Source organism: Ruminococcus sp. YRD2003, assembly GCA_900109435.1.
GTDB classification, from domain to species: Bacteria; Bacillota; Clostridia; order Oscillospirales; family Ruminococcaceae; genus Ruminococcus; species Ruminococcus flavefaciens_G.
The window spans coordinates 268852-283539 of sequence record FNZT01000004.1 but is presented as its reverse complement, the minus strand read 5'-3'; the positions used below and the strand labels follow the sequence as shown (position 1 = coordinate 283539).

The 14688-nt window shown below is 45.7% G+C and carries 11 protein-coding genes; 1 reads left to right on the top strand and 10 read right to left on the bottom strand.

Annotated elements, in window-relative coordinates; translation table 11 throughout:
* Nucleotides 1-215: 215 nt before the first annotated feature.
* From BMX22_RS04195 to BMX22_RS04175, 5 genes are all read right to left on the bottom strand, one after another.
* Nucleotides 216-896, bottom strand: a complete 681-nt coding sequence (locus tag BMX22_RS04195; RefSeq protein ID WP_074740925.1) for a type II secretion system protein — start codon at nt 894-896, stop codon at nt 216-218.
* Nucleotides 897-1017: 121 nt separating this feature from the next.
* Nucleotides 1018-2172, bottom strand: a complete 1155-nt coding sequence (locus BMX22_RS04190) for a S41 family peptidase (RefSeq protein WP_074740923.1) — start codon at nt 2170-2172, stop codon at nt 1018-1020.
* A 73-nt stretch (nt 2173-2245) separates the two neighbouring features.
* Nucleotides 2246-2938 carry a prepilin-type N-terminal cleavage/methylation domain-containing protein gene (locus tag BMX22_RS04185; RefSeq protein ID WP_074740921.1) on the bottom strand — a complete coding sequence of 231 codons (693 nt, stop codon included), beginning with the start codon at nt 2936-2938 and terminating at the stop codon, nt 2246-2248.
* 493 nt (nt 2939-3431) lie between these two features.
* Nucleotides 3432-4553 carry a type IV pilus twitching motility protein PilT gene (locus BMX22_RS04180; RefSeq protein WP_081349065.1) on the bottom strand — a complete coding sequence of 374 codons (1122 nt, stop codon included), beginning with the start codon at nt 4551-4553 and terminating at the stop codon, nt 3432-3434.
* Nucleotides 4554-4585: 32 nt separating this feature from the next.
* Nucleotides 4586-6262, bottom strand: a complete 1677-nt coding sequence (locus BMX22_RS04175) for a GspE/PulE family protein (protein ID WP_074740919.1) — start codon at nt 6260-6262, stop codon at nt 4586-4588.
* A gap of 134 nt (nt 6263-6396) precedes the next feature.
* Here BMX22_RS04175 and BMX22_RS04170 point away from each other — a divergent pair, with 134 nt between their 5' ends.
* Nucleotides 6397-7236: a prepilin peptidase gene (locus tag BMX22_RS04170; protein ID WP_081349064.1), complete on the top strand. Its 840-nt coding sequence runs from the start codon at nt 6397-6399 to the stop codon at nt 7234-7236.
* 69 nt (nt 7237-7305) lie between these two features.
* Here BMX22_RS04170 and BMX22_RS04165 read toward each other — a convergent pair whose 3' ends face one another.
* Genes BMX22_RS04165 through pilM form a run of 5 tightly spaced genes read right to left on the bottom strand, consistent with a single transcriptional unit; the run spans nt 7306 to nt 14665 of the window.
* The gene (locus tag BMX22_RS04165) at nt 7306-8616 is read right to left on the bottom strand and encodes a PulJ/GspJ family protein (RefSeq protein ID WP_074740917.1); all 1311 of its coding nucleotides are present in this window, start codon (nt 8614-8616) and stop codon (nt 7306-7308) included.
* Between the two features lie 15 nt (nt 8617-8631).
* The gene (locus tag BMX22_RS04160) at nt 8632-9030 is read right to left on the bottom strand and encodes a type IV pilus modification PilV family protein (protein ID WP_074740915.1); all 399 of its coding nucleotides are present in this window, start codon (nt 9028-9030) and stop codon (nt 8632-8634) included.
* Between the two features lie 12 nt (nt 9031-9042).
* On the bottom strand, nt 9043-12186 hold the full coding sequence (locus BMX22_RS04155; RefSeq protein ID WP_074740913.1) for a hypothetical protein: 3144 nt from the start codon (nt 12184-12186) through the stop codon (nt 9043-9045).
* A gap of 59 nt (nt 12187-12245) precedes the next feature.
* Nucleotides 12246-13028: a hypothetical protein gene (locus BMX22_RS04150; protein ID WP_074740911.1), complete on the bottom strand. Its 783-nt coding sequence runs from the start codon at nt 13026-13028 to the stop codon at nt 12246-12248.
* Between the two features lie 17 nt (nt 13029-13045).
* Nucleotides 13046-14665: a pilus assembly protein PilM gene (pilM, locus tag BMX22_RS04145; RefSeq protein WP_074740909.1), complete on the bottom strand. Its 1620-nt coding sequence runs from the start codon at nt 14663-14665 to the stop codon at nt 13046-13048.
* Nucleotides 14666-14688: the final 23 nt, after the last annotated feature.

Here is a 14688-nt window from a genome sequence, read left to right as displayed (position 1 = left end):
AAGGAATCTCAAGGGTCGTTACTTTTTCTTAGCATTGTTCAATTTTCAAGATGCTGTGCCGTCACACTCTCTCGCGGCGACTTAATTATTATAGCACGCTATTTGCGGTTTGTCAACTAAAAGAATCACAGCAATTCCAAAGTTTTTTTAGCTATTATTACCATTCATCTGCAAACAAAAAGCGCAGCCGAAGCTGCGCTAAATCTGTCGATTCGTCATGTGGTCTTCTTGATATCGTCAACGTCAAGGTCGAAGTAAGTCATATCCTGTTCCTGGACTCTTATATCTCTTAAATCATCAGCATCATATTTGCCGTATTCGTCCACCTTATCCAAAGATATCGGATATGCGCCTATAAACTTATCCTTATCATAGCGAGCCGATGCGACTGACTGTACCTTATAGTCCTTAACATAGAACTTATATACCATGTCATCGTCAACAATTTTCTTTATAGCATTTCCGATCTTCTCATCCCACTCAGCAATTGCAAGAGATGTAAAATCAGAGCCATATCCCGAACTATCCTTTGTCAGTTTCACGCCGTCTTTGTCACAACGATATCCCTGATTTCCGTCCCAGTAATAGAACCACTCTGTCGTCGTATCCTTGTCGGGAATATTTGAATAAAGATGACCGAGAATATTCGTCTTTTCAGCCGAAGCGCCCGAAGGAAGAGCGCTGTACGCCTCAAGATATCTGCGCTCAGAGAAATTCAGGTCAGTAACGACCGTCTGAGCTGCATTGAAAATAGCCTTTGCTTTATTATTCTGGGTTCTTGTTTTGCTGCGCTGGAGATAATACCCCCACGAAGGAATAAGAACGCCAACTAAAATGCCCATAATAGCGATAACGATGATAAGCTCAATAAGGGTGAAGCCCTTTTTCGTCCTCATAAGACAACCTCCCAACTATCTATGATTTAGAGCTAAGAATATTATAGCAAAAAGTTCACAATTTGTCAATAAAATATCGCCATAAAATCTGCCCAATTTTTGTATAGTTTTATTGTGCAATTCAGTCAAGAAGCTCCATGGCTTTTTTAAGCTGTATATCGTCGTTTGTGCCGATAAGGGAAGCGTCCATTGGAACCTCCACATCGGGGGTGATGCCGACGCCCTGCCAGCATTCCCAGTCGCCGACAGTAAAGCTTCCCGCCACGTAGCAGAGCTGTCCGCCGTTGCTTAAATCAGCATAGTTCTGGAATACACCTTTACCAAAGGTCTTTGTACCGACAGTTTTAGCGTCAAGATTCTGGGCTAAATTAGCTGCCATTATCTCCGCAGCACTCGCCGTATTCTCATTAACAAGAATAACTATCTTCTTGCCTTCAAAATCCTTTCTGCCTTCGAGCGAAAGTTCCTCTTTCTTGCCTGTATAGTAATACTTTGTGACCTGTGCCTGACCGCAAAGACGAGCCGCCCAATCCATAGAGACGTCACCGTCTCCTCCGGGATTATTTCTCAGGTCGATGACTATTTTATTGCAGCCCTCGAGTGCTTTGACACTTTGATCGAACTGTCCGCCAATAAACTGGTCAATACTTTTTATCCTCAGAATTCCAATACCTTGCTTTTTTTCATTCTCAATAAGATTTTTATACATATGATCGCGAACGAATTCAATATCATGCTCTTCATCGCCGCGCCTTATCGTAATATTGACCTTAGTATCTTTCTTTCCAAGAAGCTTATTGGCAATGTTTTCATACTTTGCTTCACTTACAGAAACACCGTCAACAGCTGTGATAACATCGCCTTTTTTTAGTCCCTGCTTATCAGCTGCGAGCCCTTCGGTAACATCTTTAATGAGGATATTTCCATCCTCTGCGATATCAACTTGGAATCCGCTTGCTTCCGCCGTACCCGAAGTATTAACGTAAGCTGTCATCTCTTTTACAGCGTCATCAGACGATTCGGTATAATATGTGAATTTATCACTTGCGAGCCCCGAAACATATCCATTTATCGCCGATTCTATCGGACTGTTGTCCGAAAAAGGGTAGTCGGCTTCCGTCATTACTTTTTCGCATTCATTAACGACCGACATCTTTTCGCCAAGCTCAATAATGTCTCTTCGACTGTAATCCATTGTATACCAGCAGATACCAAATGTTACAGCTGCGCAGCCAAGCCCAGCCGCTACATAACCTGTTATCTTATTTCTATCCATTAAATCACCTAAAAAGAAAACCTCTCTCCGAGGAGAGAGGTTTTTATTTGATTCAGATTATATTCTAATCAAATCATGTTGTAGACTTCTTCCATGTAGAGGGCTTAGACTTAACCTTTGTGGAAGCTGAACCAGCAATAAGCTTCATGTCTTCGTTAGTGATCTTAGCAGAATTATCAACAGAAGTTGCCTTCTTCTTTGTGATTGTGTAGCAGTCAGAAGCCTTGAACTCACCAGAAGCTACGCAAACCGCATCTCTAAGAGCTGTAGCAGGTGCATCAGAATAAAGCTCGTAGCTGTCTGTGTTTACGATACCGCCAAGGTATGTACCTGTGTAAGTTGTGTCACCACAAACCGCAACTGCGATGCAAGAACCACCCTTGATAGCAGCAGCGCCAGCCTTCTCCTTTGAGATGTCCTCGAAGAAGTTGGAAACCTTTCTGTCGAAGGGCTTATCTGTGCCAATCGTATCAGAGTGACCAAGATTACCCTCAGCAGCAACGCCAAGCTTTGACTCGGCGCCCCACTTATGACCGTCCCAATCAAGGATCCAGAGACCGCCTACGTCAACGCCCTCTTCGTCAAGCTCTGTAAGTGCAGAGTTGATTGCCTTGTAAACAGAAGAAGCAGCAGAGTTAGCAGAGCTGATCTTGGACTTCTTTACATAGCCAAGCATTGTGGGTACGAGGATTGCTGCGAGAACACCGATGATAGCGATAACAACGATGAGCTCAATAAGGGTAAAACCTTTCTTTGTAGTTTTCATGATTGAAAACCTCCTTTATAAATTTTTTGTGCTTTTGCACGATTCATTTTGGGTAGGGTTTTTTTGTGTCCCCTTCCCTTTCCTGTGATTATAGTATAGCATTTCATTCATAAATTGTCAATAGAATCTCGAAAATTAATTCACGAAAAGCTCATTTTTTACATCAAAACGGTAAATAGGCATTTATTTTTCGTCGTTTTCGTCACTATGCACAACGTTCTGTGAACAAATTAAATATTATTCCTTCAAATTGTACCATTTGTAATATTTTGCCCAAATATTATAGTGCTCTAAGACGCCCAAAAAGGTTAAAAAACGGTTACAAAGCATAGGTGCGTCACTTTCGCGGCTGTTACCACAAATACAAGGTGTTATTTTCTGTGCCGCTTTTACACATTGGCTACACCTTGTTCTGTTCACAAGACGTTCACAATCCTTCAAAAAATTATCCCCCGCAATACGCAGGGGATAAATTCTGTGAACAAATTGTTAATTACTCTGCACTCTGCTGCATTGTAGACATACCGCCCGATGGAGAACCGCCCATCTGTGTGAGGAAGCGGTAGAACTCCTGCTTGTCCTGGCACTTGTCGAGCGCGTCGACCTCGTTGATAACGTTCTTGTAAACAAGACGTGCAAGCTCCTGGTCGAGGGACATCATGCCCTGCTGCTTACCTGTCTGGATAGCAGACTGGATGAGGTGTATCTTATTATCACGTATCATAGCGGAGATAGCGTCGGTAACGTTGAGTATCTCCATTACAGCGATACGTCCTGTACCGTCTCTCTTGGGGATAAGGGTCTGCGAGATGATACCCACGAGGTTGTTAGCGAGCTGAGTTCTGATCTGCTGCTGCTGGTGCTCGGGGTAAACGTCGATGATACGATTGATAGTATCAGCCGCGGATGTTGTATGAAGTGTCGACATAACGAGATGTCCTGTTTCGGCAGCGGTTACAGCAGCCTGAATGGTCTCGAAGTCACGCATTTCTCCTACGAGGATAACATCGGGGTCCTCACGGAGGGCAGCTCTGAGGGCGAGGGCGAAGTTGGGAACGTCGTCGCCGATCTCACGCTGGTTTACCATGCATCTCTTGTGGTCGTGAACGTACTCGATAGGATCCTCAACTGTGATAACATGAGCACTTCTGTTGAGGTTTACGAAGTCGATCATGCCCGCGAGGGTGGTAGACTTACCTGAACCTGTAGGACCTGTTACGAGAACGAGTCCACGGGGACGCATAGCGAAATCCGCAAGAATGGGAGGAAGCATGAGGTCCTCGAGAGTAGGGATGTCGTTGCGGAGGAGACGGATAGCGATAGCGGGCTTGCCCTTCTGGAAGTAAACGTTTACACGGTGACGGTAACCGCTCTTTGTCTGGAAGGAGAAGTCAGTATCGTGGTGGTTATTGATAGAGGTCTGCTGAGCCTCATTTGTCATCTGGTTGATTATGTCGAGTATCTCCTCTTCGTCCATTTCGGGGTACTGCGAACGCATAGTTCTGAGCGTACCGTTCAGACGTACAACAGGAGCGATAGCGTTTGTGAAGTGAAGGTCCGAGCAGCCGAGGAGACGAACCTCGTCAAGGATCTTATGAATATTGATAATGCCCATTGTGTATTCCTCCTAATATATATATGTGTAGATCAAACAGAGAATGTGGATCTTACGAGTTCGTCGATAGAAGTCTCGCCTGCCTGTACAAGCTCGGAAGCGTTGTCGCGGAGGAGCTTTGTACCGTTAGCCTTAGCAGCAGCCTCTATCTCTTCCTTACCGCCGCCTGCAGCAATGATAGCGGAAACCTTAGCAGTACAGTGGATGATCTCGTGGATAGCGGTTCTTCCGCGATAGCCCGTGTTGTTGCAGTTAGGGCAGCCAACAGGCTCATATATCTGGATAGATGAAGGAATACCCATAAGCTCATTTTCCTCGTCTGTGGACATCCTTGCTCTCTTACAGTTCGGACAGAGCACCTTAACGAGACGCTGAGCGATAACGCCGATGAGTGAAGTAGCAACCATGTACGGAGCAACGCCCATATCAACGAGACGTACAACAGTCGAAGCAGCGTCATTGGTATGGAGGGTGGAAAGTACAAGGTGTCCGGTGATAGCGGCACGGATACCGATATCGGCAGTTTCGGTATCACGCATCTCACCGATCATTACGATATCAGGGTCCTGACGGAGGATAGAACGGAGGGCAGCGGCGAAAGTCATGCCTGCCTTCTGGTTAACCTGACACTGGTTGATTCCGTCGATAGCCTTCTCGACAGGGTCCTCAACGGTAACGACGTTTACGTTGGGCTTAGCTATCTCACCGAGCGCCGCGTAAAGTGTAGTAGTTTTACCTGAACCTGTAGGTCCTGTAACGAGGATAACGCCGTGAGGAACACGGAGCATCGACTCAAAGAGCTGGTAGTTGTAATCGGACATACCGAGGTCTGTTATCTTACGGAGAGCTATCTGACCTGTTGAAAGGATACGGATAACTATCTTTTCGCCGTGTACCATAGGAAGCGACGAAACACGGACATCGAGGGTGGTGCCGTCAACGACCTGAGTGAAACGTCCGTCCTGAGGGATACGCTTCTCGGCGATGTTCATACCGCTTATGAGCTTGAAACGTGTTGTGAGAGCGCTGTGAACAGCCGAGGAGATGTTCATCAGCTCAACAAGGTCACCGTTTACACGGATACGAATTCTTGTATACTTGTCGAACGGCTCGATATGGATATCGGTAGCGTCCGCTCTGAAGGAGTTCTCAACGATAGTTGTAGCGAGCTTAACGATAGGAGCGCTCTCTACACGGTCGTTAGCCTCTTCGTCCATGGGGCCGCCGAGGTCGCTTGCCATAGCTGTAACGCCCTCGAGAACGCTGTCAACGTTCTGCATGGAGTAGCACTTACCGATAGCCTTGTTTATCGCGGAAGTGGTAGCGAGAACAGGAACAGTATCCATACCTGTCGATACCTTGATATCTTCCAGAACGATGAAGTTTACAGGGTCGTTTGTCGCAACAGTGAGACGCTTACCTGTAATAGCGATAGCGATTACCGTATGCTTTCTCGCGAGAGCCTCGGGAACCTTCTGAACAGCGTCTGTGTTGATGTCCGTATTGTCGAGATCAACGTACTGAACTCTCAGCTTGCCTGCAAGAGCCTTAGTGAAGTTAATCTCGGTCATAAATCCAAGCTCAACAACAACGTCGCCGAACTTCTTGGCTCCATTTGACTCCTTCTGGGTCGCAAGAACCTTCTGGAGCTGTTCTTCAGTGATCAGCCCCTGACTAACTAAGTAGTCGCCAATTCTCTCGTTTCTCATATACAAACCTCCGCTTATTTTTTAGAATCCGTTCTGTTTACAAGAACAAACTCTTAATTTGCACTTGAATTTTACTCAGAATATGATATAATAGTAATACGTCAATATTCTAAGTAAAGGAGTGTGGAAAAACCATGTTTGGATTTGAAAATATGCTTCACAGTGAATTCACTGATATGCCTTTCAAAATCATGTTTTTATCCATCGTATTTCTCTTCGGCATCTGTATCGGCAGCTTTCTGAATGTCGTCATACTGCGTTTGCCGCGGCACGAATCTCTCATCAAGCGCTCATCCCACTGCATGACCTGCGGAGCAAAGATAAGACCCATAGATCTTATCCCCGTGCTCAGCTGGATACTGCTGAGGGGCAAGTGTCATTCCTGCGGCGAGAAGATATCTGTCCGATATCCCATCGTCGAATCACTCAACGGCTTGCTTTATGTACTTACATTCATAGTTCTTGATATAAATGCTAAAGCCATAATAACCTGCGTTCTTATGTCGCTTCTCGTCGTCATCGCCTTTATGGACTGGGACACGCAGGAGATCGACATGATAATTGTCGGTATGATACTTCTGCTTGCCATACCCGCGGCGCTCTTCACAGACGATGTGGAGCTCAAGCACCGAATCATCGGAGCTCTTGTTATCAGCGTTCCCTTCTTTATAATTGGAGAGGTCAGCAGACCGATAATCAGAAAGAAGTTTGAGGAGGATTTCCGTGCGATAGAGCTTGGTGATACGCTGCTCATGTTCGCGGCGGGCGCTCTTCTCGGAACGCGGGCTATTATCGTTTCAGCATTGATCGGTATCATCACAGCCGCTGTTGGCGGAGTGATAATCAAAATGGTTACAAAGGATTCAAAGTTTGCATTCGGACCTTATCTTTCGATCGGCATTGCTTTTGCAATGCTCTGGGGCAACAGAGTCGCTGACTGGTACGTCAATCTTCTTACTGCAAAACCCGAGTAAAAGTCAAAAAACGCAAAAATAAATTACAGGCAGCAGCAATTATTACTGCTGCCTGCTTTTTAATTTTTATTATGTTGTTGTTGCTGTAGTTGTTGCGGGTGTAGTAGCCGCAGGAACTGCGCCGTAATTGATAGGACTGGGTGATACCTCATCGGGAAGAGCATAGATAATGTAGATATTCTCGCTTGTTACCGATGTATTTCCAGCTGCCGTATCAATAATCTCGAAGCTCGGACCATAGTAAAACTTCGGGTCGATCGCCTCGAGCAGATCCTTGCCGTCAGCGTCTTTATTGACAGAAACAGTTCCGGAACCTGTATAAGTTGTCTGTGAAAGTCTGAAATACTTTTCATAGAGCGTACTGTCGCTAAGACCTGCTGCCACACAATTCTTGAGCGTCATACTTGCAGAGGAGATGTAGGACGGCGACCTGAAAACAGAAACTGCTTCAGCAGGATCAACACCTGTAAACTCGGTATCGATTCTGTTTACGCCCTTTGCATTGTTCTGGTATGACACAACTGAAAGGCAGAAATTACTTGCTGATACGCTCATCGGAGAGCCGTCATTCTGAGTCATGGGCGCCAGACGGCTGTAGTAATACTTCTCGCTTGTGGGGAGCGGGTCTCCCGCTGCATCTTCATATGAAGCGATATCTCCGGGAGCGATAGGCTCCAGTACATTGTATCCGAGAGTATAGTAGTATGAATAGTCAACAAAGTGCTCGGGATTGAGTAGCATACGGTCTGTAGTTCCGTCGGAGAAAGTCTCCTTAGTAACTACTGCTCTCGGGAAAGAACCCGTGGGACAGTCAATATCATAGGAATCAGAACCGTATATAAGCGTAGCTGTCTCGCCGTCGAAAACTCTGCCCGTCTTTGTCTCGGTAGGATCGTCAACATCGCCGGTAGGGAAATCGTGTGAAACAGGGCAGCTGTCGCCAGCTGTAAAGGAGTATACACTCTCATATGCAACACCGGGCTTGTCATTGGCTCCGGGCATATTGTCGTTATACAGCCTCAATACGTGTATCTTGCCTGTGAGAGCAGTGTTATCCGATTTCAGCGCACCGTCGAAGAAATCATCGACAAACGCCTGAACAGCCTCCTGCTCGGTGATAACGGGCAAAGCCGTACTTTCTCTGTCGCCGTAATCGCCATTGTAAACTCTGACGAACTTAGAATAGCGTATTGATTTGTCGAGGTAATCGCCGATGTTGTCAACATATGCCGCAGTACGCTCTCTTACGGAGGTCTTTGTCATAAGCCTTGACACAGGGTCGATAAACGACATAACCAGCATCAGAATGATACTGAAAATAGCAAGCACGATGAGGAGCTCAATAAGGGTAAAGCCCTTCTTTGTTCTTTTTATCTTCAAAATAACACCCCCCGCTTATGTCGTCGACTCTGTAGTCGCTTCTGTTGTGCCTTCCTTGTCGACATTGGTGACGAACTTCATATTGAGATTGCCGCCAACGCCCTCGTCTGCGGGAGCAGCGGGGTCAACAACGGAATAGCCCTTGCCGACGAGCGTAACCTTACCGTTGACTGTGATCTTGATGTCCTTGTCGGAAGTGCTCAGCTCGTTTGCCGAACCCGTGAAACCGGATTCGGCAATAGGAGCCTGAACTGTTGTCTTTTTGTTAACATGATTAGCTGATTTGATATAAGCATTGATAGTAGTTGCTGTTGTTACGAGCAAAAGCGTCAGAATTGATACTACGGCAAGCGATATAATGATCTCAACAAGGGTCACGCCCTTGAGGGACTTCTTCTTTTTAGTCTCGTTCATTGATATCCCTCCTTAATATTCGTCGTAGTAAAGAACCTTGTACCAGAACTCGTCGTCAGTGGGCGGTGTGGGAGGAGTCTTGCCTCCGCCGTCGGTTACCCAGAGCTCGTTGATCTGGTTCGGGAAGTCAGCAGTCTTTGAGTTGCAGCATCCGAAGATGTACTTGTAGTCAACCTTATCGTTTGTCTCGACGTTCTTTCTGACTTCGTGACCATTGTAGTAAACGTCAATTCCGTCAGTGATAGAGCCTGATGTAGCGTCTATCTTGAGTGTGATATTAGGCGAAACGATATTTGCTGTACAGTACTGGAAGTTGCCCCATGTAAGCTTGGAGCCCTTAGCACCGTAGAAGTAAACATTCGGAACAGCATTGCTGCCGAGCTGCTGCATTATAGTCTTGGGCTCGGCTGTTACGCCGTCGGCACCATACATTGTGTAGATCTGGTCACTTGTAACCTGGAAGGGCGTTTTCTTGCTAAGGAACTCATACCACTTAGCAGTTGACTGTACGCCCTGACCAAGGAAGCTCATTTTGCCCTTGCCGTCAATGTAGAAGTATACCTTACCTCCCATTGTATCATCGAAGATAACGTTTATGCCTGCGGCTATCTCAAAGTTCTTAACAACGATGAGGATATCTCTTGCGGTAGTTCCATCGTTAGGCGCAATAACTATTGTACTGTTCTTAACGTCACCACTGGCAACTGAAAGATCAAGTATACAGTCATTGTTAATGTACAGACCGCCGTTTGCGTCATTCTGAGTTACTATCTTATAAGTACCTCCGTCCATGCCTGCACTTGTCAGAGTCTTGCCCATTGCTGTTGCTACATCTGCCTTGCTTCTGAGCACCTTGCCCGCTGATACGAGCGAATTGTACTTAGCTCTGAGCGCATTCGGGATATCAGAGTTATCGTACGGGTTGATAACCTGCTCAAGGACGTCCTTCATCGTCTTAACGACCTGTGTCTCGGACTTCTTGAGGTTCTTTGTTGCATCAGAAGGATCGGGGCAAAGCTCAAGACCGAGAATAACGTTCTTTTCAGCGTACTTAGGATAGGGCTGCTCTTTGTATGTGTTTACAAAGTCAGCAATAGACGTTTTAGAAATGCCTGCTACTTCACCGCCGCCCTCACCGTGGAGAGCTGTATACTCGTCGACCTCTGTGTGGTCATCATTACGATAGTAGGTATACAGCTTTTCTGTCTTTTCGACAGGTGTTATCTCGTGGCCGTCGAAGTCAGCCTTAGCTCTGTAAGCAGGGATAACTACGGTAGCGTCCTCAACATCTAACTCTTCGCCGGAGTCAAGGTCGTAATACGTGTACTGATCATTTGTAGGTTCAGAAAGAGCATAGGTATCATATGTGTAACCTGTTGTTGAATCACCCTTAACAGAATCAAAGTCGATACAAGTCTTTACATAGTAGTAATCCTTGCTTCCGTCGATTCCGTTAGCAGGAACATCCTCAGGCCAATAATAACCAGCGTCCTTATCGAGGTATTTTTCAGCGTCTTCTGGACTATTGACTTCAACGTCCGTAGGATCAATAGCAGGATTCCATAAGTAGTAAGCGTTTCCGCCTCTACCCCAACCAAGGTTGTCACCAAAAGGATCGATTATTTGATTTTGTTCATTTTTATGCTCATCAAAATTATAAACGAAATAGCTTCGTTTTACGGTGTTTTCAACCTTTACACAATCCTCAGCGTTCTTTTCCTCTTCGGGGTGGAATATGTTCTCGACCCTCTTGTACCGATCGGCAGGAGCAGGGGCATGACCGATAACATTGTCACTGTATATCGTACCTGTGCAGGTAAAATTAGAAGTATCGGTTATCATAAGCTTGCCGCCTACAACAAGTTTGCCGTTGATAGTAACATTAGGACCGATTGTACAATTGCGCTGTACTCGAACATCACCATTAATAGTGCAATCGGAAAGCTCAAGGCTGCCGTTTGAATAAATGGAAGTAACATTTGCCGAAGCAGTCGTTGACTTAGTCTTGTTCACAACGGAATTGCTCCAACCATAAAGGTGCGTTCCGCCGCCTTTGAGTACGCTTGTTTTGTCAGCGTCCATAAGGAAGAGGTTGCCGTAGATATTGCAGACAGCAGCATCACGTGCATAGATATAACCTGCGAATACATTAAGGGGAGCAACTGCTGCTGCTGTAGAATTAGCATCACCGGAGTTACCGATTGCTATCTTATCCTCAGCCTTTGCGTTTGTGTCGCCCTTCCAGCTTTTTCCGTAAATACCGCCGTCAACATAAACATAGGGTATCTCATTGAAGTTGTAGGTATCGGTAAGATTGCACTGATTCACGTAGCGGAGATGACTCGCGGCATTAGCGCCGTTGAATACCATATCGCCCCAGATAGTAACACCCTTGCCCGTGCCGGGGAAAATGAAGCCGTTCCAGTTCTCGATAGAGAGATTGGTGTTGATTACAGCATCAGCCTCAATAACCGAGCCACTATTGTTAAGCAGCATCGAAGGACCGCCTGCATAGTAAGACAGTGCTCTGTACGTAGCAGGCTTTGAATAATCAAAATTCTTTACTACATCAAGCGTAGGGATATTTACATAGGCACCGCCGTAAAGACTGGTCTGACACGCGAAGTCCGCACCGCCCGTCGTAACGAAGCCCGCACCGCTCGGGCTGGAGTCATCGTCGTCCGACATATGCTTCAGAACATATGCATTTGTCGTAGATGTAACTCCGCCGAGGGTTACTTTTGATGTAAAGCGAATGAGCTCTCTGTCAAGCCACTCATTCTTAGTTGTGTCATAGAACTTTCTTGTACCTGCATAAGAGACCTCAACATCATCTATCTTACCCATAGTTCTGGTATTGATGTTGGTATCATCACTGCTTATCTGCACAGGTACCTTCAAGGGGGAATCTCCCGACTTGATACCGCCGATAGCCTTTCTGTAATCCTTATCGAGATCGATAGCCGTAATTGCACTCTCCGCGACAAGGCGTGAAGTTACATTCGTCTGAGCGTTGGAGTAGTTAATGTGGGCTCTGTTGTTTGCCGATGTGGCAAGAACGAGAGTACCGAACAGAAATACTATCAGCAGCGCCATTACAGAAACGACTGTAAGCAGAACCGAACCTTTATATTTTCTATTCTTTATATTTTTCATTTCTTAACCGCCTTTCCAAGTTATATTTCTCTAATAACTGTTAGCGAAGGGACAAGTTATCAATCTGCTTCTACGTTAGGTTCTGAGAGGTCGTATACTGAATAAAGTGTTATAGTAAACTGTGCGCTAACCTCCGCGTCATCCTCGAGCATTTCCTTTTCTTCATCTGAAAGTTCAACTCCAAGGAAATCAGCCTGCTTTTCATACTGCTCAGGACTAATTATAATTCCATTAAGAGAAACGTTATTGATTATAATAGTTTTATCCTGATCCTCGATCGCCTTGAGGTAATTCCATATATTCTCTCTTGTGCCTGTAACTGCGATAGTATAATTGCTTGAGAGAATATTCTCCTTTGTTCTGTCTTTAAGGCTATCACTTTCCGCTGACAATTCAGCATTTGCAGCCTGTCTATCACCGTTAAGGTCAGCAGCTTTTAAAAGGTCATCGCCAACAAAAGTAGGAGTGAAGTAATAGTAGTCAACGCTTCCTGATCCGACATCAGTAGCATTGAGATTCAATATTTTGACTTCGTTATCTTCAGCAAAATGCTGCATATATTGATCGACCTTACGAGCATTGTACATATCATTGTATGCAACAAAGTCGTTTGTAAGCGTAACAGTATCGTCGTATGTCTTTTTTATACGCTCCTGAAGTGGCTTGATCTCGGATATTTTTGCATCCACATCATCACGTTCCTGCTCAGCCTTTGTAAGAGCCGCCTTATCATCCTTTATCGCTGTATACTTAGGCTTGATGAGAAGGAAAAATCCTGCAAGCAGTATAACGAAGGCAAGCAGTGCGCCTAAAATGATCTTATCTCTGTAATTGAGTTTCATCTCTATCTACCTCCATATTATTCAGAGTCCGTCGAATCGGATGTCTCTGGCTTATAAGCACTTTCTCTGCCGCTAATAGCGGTTGTTACACCAAACGATACCGTCTCGATTCCCTCGTCGTTAGGATTTTCGCTATCCTTATCAATAGCCACACTGTAACCCGAATATGAAGCATTTTCAAATATGCCATTATTATCGCTGTATTCCTTATCAAGAAGGTTATCAATAAAGAGCGAAGGGAGCTTCTGAACCATTTCTTCACTTCCTGCCGCAGAAACATTGAAGTTAAAAACGCCATTGCTGTAGGATGGGGTAGAAATGATCGCATACTCAAGATCAAGGTCTTCTGCTGTCTTATCAAGTACAAGCTGTATAGTCTCATACTTCTCACCGTCGATAACAGGCTGTGAGTAGAACGCATCATGCGCATTGACGATCTTGGTATTGTAAGCATTTACATTTTCCTCAATACCGAGAAGTTTCTCACGATGAGCAAGCTTCTTCTGGGTAGCAGGGTCATTGATGTAATCATATATCTTCTGAGTCTTGCTTGCATAGCCCAAGTCGATAATAGACATAATGCCCCAAACGCCGCCGACGAGCACACCTGCGCCGAGGATAAGTGCAAGCATCGGAATGAGGCCCGCATTCTCGCTGTTGCCGCTGCTTGCTCTCTTGATAACCGCACCAAGCTCTGTATCAAGGAGGTTGATCTTCTCAGTTTCCTTGTTACGCTTGAACATAGCGCCGATAGCGTTAGCGTAGAGAGAGAATTCAAGGTTCTCATGACCATGTATCTGCGGAGGAACATTGATAAGGCTCGTGTTAAGGTCGAGCTTTTCGAGCTCATCGGTGAGTCTTACATAATCGTGGGTATCACCGTAGAAAACTACATTCTCGATAGTCTCACCCGTATTGCGGCTCCTGTGGAACTGTAACATACGGAAGATATTCTCGTTTACAGCCTCGAAAACGTAGTCAGCAGATCCGCCGTAGTCATCGGCATCGATCGTAGCGAAACGTGAGAACGAGAGCTGACCTGCCTCATAGAGGTTGAGCGAGATGAAGTTGTTGTCGATCTGAACAGCGAGGAGCGGCATCTTCGACTTGATCCTTGTATCGGCAAGAAGAACCTTTGTGATACAGTTACATCCTACCATTACGGAACGGAGCGAGATACCGAGGAGCTTGAACACTTCTCTGTAGCTGTTGACGATCTCGTAGGGACAAGCTGTAGCGAGGATACGGAGCAGCGGCTCACCTGTATCACCTTTCTCGGAAGCCTCACCAACTACGACATATGTAACGCTGTAGGAATCGTCGAGGTTGAGTTCTGCCTGTACCTGCTGCTTAACAGTCTTCTGGAGATCCTGACCCTTAATGCGGGCAACAGTCATTTCCTTGAATATTGTGAGGTTCGAGGAGATAGAAACGATAGCCTCCTTGTCAGGCATCCTGTTTCTCTTGAGCACACCATTGATAAGTGTGGCAACGTTGGGCACGTCTCTTACGTGACCGTTGACGATAAGCCCCTCTTCGAGGTTAAGTGTAGCAGCGGAGCTGATCTTGATCTTACCGTTGCTCTCAACGCCCTTAACAACACGGACGTTTCTGTCAGTTATATCAAATGAAAGCATTTTTCTTTTTCCACCTTTCCGTT

Coding starts and splice junctions, on each gene's coding strand:
- BMX22_RS04150 (WP_074740911.1), bottom strand. CDS start 13,028: ATGAAACTCAATTACAGAGATAAGATCATTTTAGGCGCACTGCTTGCC.
- pilM (WP_074740909.1), bottom strand. CDS start 14,665: ATGCTTTCATTTGATATAACTGACAGAAACGTCCGTGTTGTTAAGGGC.
- BMX22_RS04195 (WP_074740925.1), bottom strand. CDS start 896: ATGAGGACGAAAAAGGGCTTCACCCTTATTGAGCTTATCATCGTTATC.
- BMX22_RS04160 (WP_074740915.1), bottom strand. CDS start 9,030: ATGAACGAGACTAAAAAGAAGAAGTCCCTCAAGGGCGTGACCCTTGTT.
- BMX22_RS04170 (WP_081349064.1), top strand. CDS start 6,397: ATGTTTGGATTTGAAAATATGCTTCACAGTGAATTCACTGATATGCCT.
- BMX22_RS04180 (WP_081349065.1), bottom strand. CDS start 4,553: ATGGGCATTATCAATATTCATAAGATCCTTGACGAGGTTCGTCTCCTC.
- BMX22_RS04185 (WP_074740921.1), bottom strand. CDS start 2,938: ATGAAAACTACAAAGAAAGGTTTTACCCTTATTGAGCTCATCGTTGTT.
- BMX22_RS04190 (WP_074740923.1), bottom strand. CDS start 2,172: ATGGATAGAAATAAGATAACAGGTTATGTAGCGGCTGGGCTTGGCTGC.
- BMX22_RS04175 (WP_074740919.1), bottom strand. CDS start 6,262: ATGAGAAACGAGAGAATTGGCGACTACTTAGTTAGTCAGGGGCTGATC.
- BMX22_RS04155 (WP_074740913.1), bottom strand. CDS start 12,186: ATGAAAAATATAAAGAATAGAAAATATAAAGGTTCGGTTCTGCTTACA.